Consider the following 5,230-nt stretch of genomic DNA (forward strand, 5'->3'; position numbering starts at 1 on the left):
GGATTTACCGATGCCGGAGCTTCCGGCGATCAGAACCGTGTCGGTCGGCGGCGACGAAGTCTATCTGACGCCGACCGACACGGTTCTGATCGCCGGAAGCTCCGGCATCGGTAAATCCACCTTGGCCACCGCGCTGACGGAACGCTTCGTCGAGAACGGGTTTCAGTTCTGCGTTTTCGACCCGGAAGGCGACTATGATGGCCTGGAAGGCGCCGTCCGGATAGGCGATGGCTCGAGCGAACCGACAAAGGCACAAGTGCTCGACCTGATCGAGAAGCCGGACACCAGTGTGGTCGTCAATGGGCTGGCGTTGCGGGTCCATGAGCGACCGGACTTCTTTGCCGATCTGCTTCCCGGCCTTGGCAGTTTCCGCTTCCGTACAGCGAGGCCACACTGGCTAATCATCGATGAGGCGCATCATCTTCTCCCCAAGAAGCGCGACGACACGCGCGCCGTCCTGTCGTTGGAACTACCTGGCACTGTCCTGATCACCGTTCATCCGGAAGCGATTTCGACCGATGCCCTGCGTCTGGTCACTGCCGTCATTGCGCTCGGTCCCAAGGCCAAGAATGTCATCAAGGCCTTTTGTCATGAGACGGATACCAAGCCGCCAAAGGATATTCCCTCGCCAAAAGGCGAGCGCGTGCTGTTCTGGCGGCCGCAAGCCCGCAAAAAAATTGCCGTGGTCAAAGCGATCGAGCCGCGCCAGTCGCTCAAGCGTCACAGCCGTAAATATGCGGAAGGTCAACTCGACGAGGCCGGCAGCTTCTATTTCAGAGGTCCCGACAACGCGATGAATCTTCGGGCCCACAACCTGATGATCTTCGCTCAGATCGCAGAAGGCATCGACGACGGGACCTGGGAGCATCACCTGCGCGCCGGCGACTATTCCGAATGGTTTCGCCATCAGATCAGGGACAAGGAGCTGGCGCGCGAAACCGCCGAGGCAGAAAAAGACGAAATGCTCTCGGCGCAGGAAAGCCGCAAGCACGTTCTGGATGCAGTACGTCGCCGTTATACGGCTCCTGCCACCGCCCCGGAGGAATAGAGCAATTCCAGGAAAAGTGTGAACGGTTTTCCGTCCGGAATTGCGCAAAAACAAAGAGATAGAGCGGTTCGGCGTTTCCGTGAAACGATGAACCGCTCTAGGGAGCGAAGGGATCGGCCATGCACATCATTCTCGAAGGCACGGGCCATGTTGGTTCTGCTGCAGCCATGTCGTTTTTACGGCAGGGCGAAGCGGTAACCATCGTAACTCGCGACCCGTCCAAAGGCGCTGACTGGACGCGTGGTGCTGTTCGCCAAAGCCCTTGACGCCGGCCCGCTTGACCTCGTGATCCATGCCGAGTTCCACAGCCATTTCATCCATGACGTTTTCGACTGGTCAGGGTTCACTGTATCCACTAGCAAAGAGGCGCAGGTCATAGGCCTCGGGATCTCGACGAAAGATCAACGCGCCCTTCCGTTGGGATTTCTGTGGGACATAGTCGAGCGTAGCGCTGCTCTCCTCGACGACCTCATCGCCATTGCGGAGTTCACCTTTGATCTCGACAGCAGCAACTGATTTCCCCGCCCTGTTTGCGGCAGCGAACTCGACCACATAGCCGCCCTCGGTGACCGCGACCGCGAGCGGCAGCACAACGATCCGGGCGGTCCCATCGCGCGTGCTCAAGCCATCGACGACAAGATAGCTGAGCACGGCAAGCAGGGCTACCGAGCTTATCCCCGCCACGACCCACTCCGTGACCGAAGTCCCGGGTTTGCGTGTCATTCCTTTGTTGTCGGACTGCTGCTTCTGTTGCTTGTCGCCTTTTGCGGGATTCTTTGTCACAGAATGAGCCTCGCAACCGCCGCCCCGAGTGCGCCAGGAAACGACAGAACCACGACTGCACTGAGTGTCTCCGAAAAGCCGGCGCCATCGGTCCTGCCGAAGGTCCACAGGATGTAAAGGTTCACAAGCATCACCAGGACATAGCCGACGATTGCATAGCGAAAGAAGATGCTGACGAATCCAGCGCCTGGCTCGGGACTGTGTGAGCCGCGGAATTCGAACTCATAGACGAAGGCGTGCATGAGAGCGAGGGTGACCACCACCAGAGCGATTTCCTGCCAGGGGCGCATCTTATAAGCGATGAGGACGACCTCCTCCGTTGGTGCGATGTTCACCGATAGAAACAGAGCTCCGACCACCATCAGGAACAGCTCTCCGGTGTAGCCGGGCTCGGGAATGTCCTCCTCCTCCAACAAACTCGGGCCAAGCTGAGCGCGTGCCAAAGATGCTCCTAGACTGCCGGGGACAACCTGCACCGCTATTTTGCCAATCACCTCCCGTAGCGGCATTTCGACGGTCACGATGCCGAAAATAAAAAACACCGCAGCAGCCGCCACAGCGGCCACAAGTATGGCCACAAAAGCATCGGCGATGCGGTCGCGAAGCGCCACCGTCTGGCGAAAGCCTCCGTACTTGTGCAGCAGCACCAGCATTGGCAAAGTGACAGCGAGGAACAGGGCGAGCCGCAGTGGGTGAAGGTGAAATCCCAGCGCCCAAGCTTCCATGGTCATCAGCACCGGGACGGCGAAGATCAACGCTCCGGCGAAGGCGCGCCCAAGACCAATCCAGAACTCACGCGGCGTTGGCCCACGCCTGACGATGATTTCAGTTGGCGCCACGTCCGCTCCCTCAGAGATAGCTGCGGGGAACAATGTTTCCTGCGCGATCTTGTTCCGGACCACTGCATTCTTCGATAGTCAGACGGCGCAACGATGTTCAAATCAGACCAAACTGTTGGGAACTCGCGAGCCAGCTTTCCGTTCGAACTCTCGATCGAAATACAACGCAAAGCCGACACGGTGTCTGGAGTGAACCCATGAAATCGCAGCTCGTCGCCGAAAGCGCCGGACAAAGGACATTCGTGGTGGTGCTTGATCCTGGCGAGGAAGCGTTCGCGGCGCTTACCTCTTTCGCGATCGATCAGGATATTGGCGGCGCCTCGCTGACCGCGCTCGGCGCCTTCGAAACGGCGACCGTTGGCTGGTTCGACTTTGGGCAAAAGACTTTTCGCAAAATCCCGGTTAGCGAACAGTGCGAGGTGCTCAGCGCTATCGGTGATGTCGCGATCGGCGACGACGGCAAGCCCAGCCTTCACATCCACGCGGTGCTCGGGTTGCGCGATGGTACCACGCGCGGCGGTCATCTGCTCGAAGGCATCGTTCGGCCGACACTCGAAGTCACTTTGGTGGAAGCGCCTGGTCACCTGCGCCGCAGGAAGCGCCCGGAACTCGGCATCGCCTTGATCGATCTGGATACTTGAAACCGAACTCGGATCAGGCGATCCGGGCGGGCTTATCCTTTTTGTTTGATTTGTTTGACGTCCGCGGGCGCCTCGGGTGCCGCCTCCCAGCCGAACACACTGCGACCGCCGAGCAGATGCGACTGATCGAACTCTCCGGCAACGATTTCCTTCAGGCTGGGGCCTGTGGCATAGCGTTCGACCTGCCGTGACTGGTCGTCGAGCCGCTTCAAGGCACCGATTTCTTCGTCGCGGCCGAGCCTGGCCTTGTGAACCGCGGACTTCAGCACGCCGATCGTCTCGTCATAGACTTTCAGCGGCACGGGGAATGGATGTCTGTCCTTGCCGCCATGCGCCAGCGAGAAGCGTCCCGGATCGGAAAATCGGCATGGCGCGCCATGCAGAACCTCGGCAACCAGCGCCAGCGCCCGCACCGTGCGCGCACCGACGCCAGGGACCAGAAGAAGATCGGAAAAATCGGCGGGGCCACGCTCGGCAGCCGCCGCCATGTTCCCATGAAGGCGGCGCATGACGACATCGCTTTCGCGAACGTCGTGGTGCGCCGGCATGACCAGGTGTGGCAGCATCGGCTGCTGTTCAGGCGCCTGCTCTGGAGCCGGGGCCGTGTCACGTTCCAGCGCGGCGAATTCCCTCAAAATGCGTTCCGGTCCGAGGTCCTGCAGGAGCTCCAGCTGTCCCTTGCGCGAAGCGTCGGCGCGGCGGTCGGTCAGGTTGACGATTTCGCCCTGGTTGGCGCCTTCGATGGCGGCATGCGGCTGGTCGACGAAGCTCTTCAGGCCTTCGGACAGCCAGTGATAGCGGCGCGCCACCTTGCTGTCGCCGTTCATGCCCTGCTGCACCACGACCCAGTCGCCATCATTGGTAACGATAAAGCCATGCAGATAGAGGTCGAAGCCGTCCTGAACGGCGGCGCTGTCAACCTTGGCGACGAGCCGGCTGGCAGTTGCCAGGCCTGTTCCGTCGAAGCCGACGCGCTCGCCGATGACGGCAAGCTCGTGCGGTGTCTTGCGTGAATGCGCGCCGCGGCCGCCGCACACGTGAATACCAAGTTCACCGGAGAGCGGAGCCAACCCGCGTTTCAAGGCGCCGATGACGCTGGTCGTGATGCCGGATGAATGCCAGTCCATTCCCATAACGGCGCCAAACGACTGGAACCAGAAGGGATGCGCCAACCGGCGCAGCAGCTCCTCGCGACCGTAGTGGTGAATGATCGCCTCGCACATGACCGCGCCAAGGCGCGTCATCCGGTCGCCGAGCCATTTCGGCACGCGTCCGCCATGAAGTGGCAGGTCTGCGCTTCCCGATCGTTGTGCCAAATCTTGCTGCCTGTTGCCGAACTATGCCTTGCGCTCAACAGATAGGTATCGAAAGCGGCGTGAAGAAGCGATGATACCCGCTTCAAGCTGCCGATGCCCGTTCCGAATTCCATTGCCGGCCTTGGTGCCCGGCCGCTTGGCGATCACTGTAGCGGTTATCGCTTCGCTGAGGAGATCAAACTTCTCGACGTCACAATGCTCACCCGTCAATAGATCCGTCGGCCGCGGTGACTCGTCAGGTCGCCGCCCATTGATCTCGAACGACATCACGGGTCCGGGATCTGGGCGCCGCTCCGTTCCAACCAGGCGTGCTCGATAACCGGAGGCCCGATAATCGTCTCAAGGTCTTCATGGTCCGCCGCCTTCCAGGTGAGCGCCAACACAGCGTGGTGGTCGCGGGGTATCACCAGATCGACCATTGGCGGCGTTTTGCCGGGTTACCGATCGGCGGGATTTCCGACCGCCGGATCGCGCCGCCTTGAATATCTTCCCACACGTGGCAGATCGTCACGAAATTCCACCCACGGCAGCTTCATGTCCCAATAGGCATGAGCCTGCGGCGCAAAACGTTCGGGGTGGTCGAAGAAGCCGATCGTCACATAG

The 5,230-nt window shown here is 60.5% G+C and carries 6 protein-coding genes; 2 read left to right on the forward strand and 4 right to left on the reverse strand.

What is annotated here, in order from left to right:
• Positions 1 to 1,048 (forward strand): ATP-binding protein (locus EOA85_RS26685; RefSeq protein WP_164759894.1); only part of this gene is annotated, 1,048 nt, incomplete at its 5' end.
• Positions 1,049 to 1,384: 336 nt separating this feature from the next.
• Here the strand turns inward: EOA85_RS26685 and EOA85_RS26690 are convergent.
• Together EOA85_RS26690 and EOA85_RS26695 are read right to left on the reverse strand one after the other, a co-directional pair.
• Positions 1,385 to 1,831, reverse strand: coding sequence for a TIGR02588 family protein (locus EOA85_RS26690; RefSeq protein WP_245486025.1), 447 nt, complete (start codon positions 1,829 to 1,831; stop codon positions 1,385 to 1,387).
• Complete coding sequence (locus tag EOA85_RS26695) at positions 1,828 to 2,670, reverse strand: TIGR02587 family membrane protein (protein ID WP_127211765.1); 843 nt, start codon at positions 2,668 to 2,670, stop codon at positions 1,828 to 1,830. The genes EOA85_RS26690 and EOA85_RS26695 overlap by 4 nt, the downstream gene beginning before the upstream one ends.
• 197 nt (positions 2,671 to 2,867) lie before the next feature.
• Here EOA85_RS26695 and EOA85_RS26700 point away from each other — a divergent pair, with 197 nt between their 5' ends.
• The gene (locus EOA85_RS26700) at positions 2,868 to 3,311 is read left to right on the forward strand and encodes a PPC domain-containing DNA-binding protein (protein ID WP_127211761.1); all 444 of its coding nucleotides are present in this window, start codon (positions 2,868 to 2,870) and stop codon (positions 3,309 to 3,311) included.
• A gap of 32 nt (positions 3,312 to 3,343) precedes the next feature.
• On the opposite strand, the gene EOA85_RS26705 is transcribed toward EOA85_RS26700, so the two are convergent.
• Both EOA85_RS26705 and EOA85_RS26710 read right to left on the reverse strand, forming a co-directional pair.
• Complete coding sequence (locus tag EOA85_RS26705; protein ID WP_127211762.1) at positions 3,344 to 4,627, reverse strand: DUF763 domain-containing protein; 1,284 nt, start codon at positions 4,625 to 4,627, stop codon at positions 3,344 to 3,346.
• Positions 4,628 to 4,648: 21 nt separating this feature from the next.
• Entirely contained in the window at positions 4,649 to 4,894 is a 246-nt protein-coding gene (locus EOA85_RS26710; RefSeq protein ID WP_127211763.1) for a hypothetical protein, read from the reverse strand.
• Positions 4,895 to 5,230: the final 336 nt, after the last annotated feature.

Source organism: Mesorhizobium sp. M5C.F.Ca.IN.020.29.1.1 (genome assembly GCF_003997375.1).
GTDB classification, from domain to species: domain Bacteria; phylum Pseudomonadota; class Alphaproteobacteria; order Rhizobiales; family Rhizobiaceae; genus Mesorhizobium; species Mesorhizobium wenxiniae.

Bases quoted from the DNA above. Each gene is read 5' to 3' on its own strand.
- EOA85_RS26700 (WP_127211761.1), top strand. From the start codon at position 2,868: ATGAAATCGCAGCTCGTCGCCGAAAGCGCCGGACAAAGGACATTCGTG.
- EOA85_RS26710 (WP_127211763.1), bottom strand. From the start codon at position 4,894: ATGTCGTTCGAGATCAATGGGCGGCGACCTGACGAGTCACCGCGGCCG.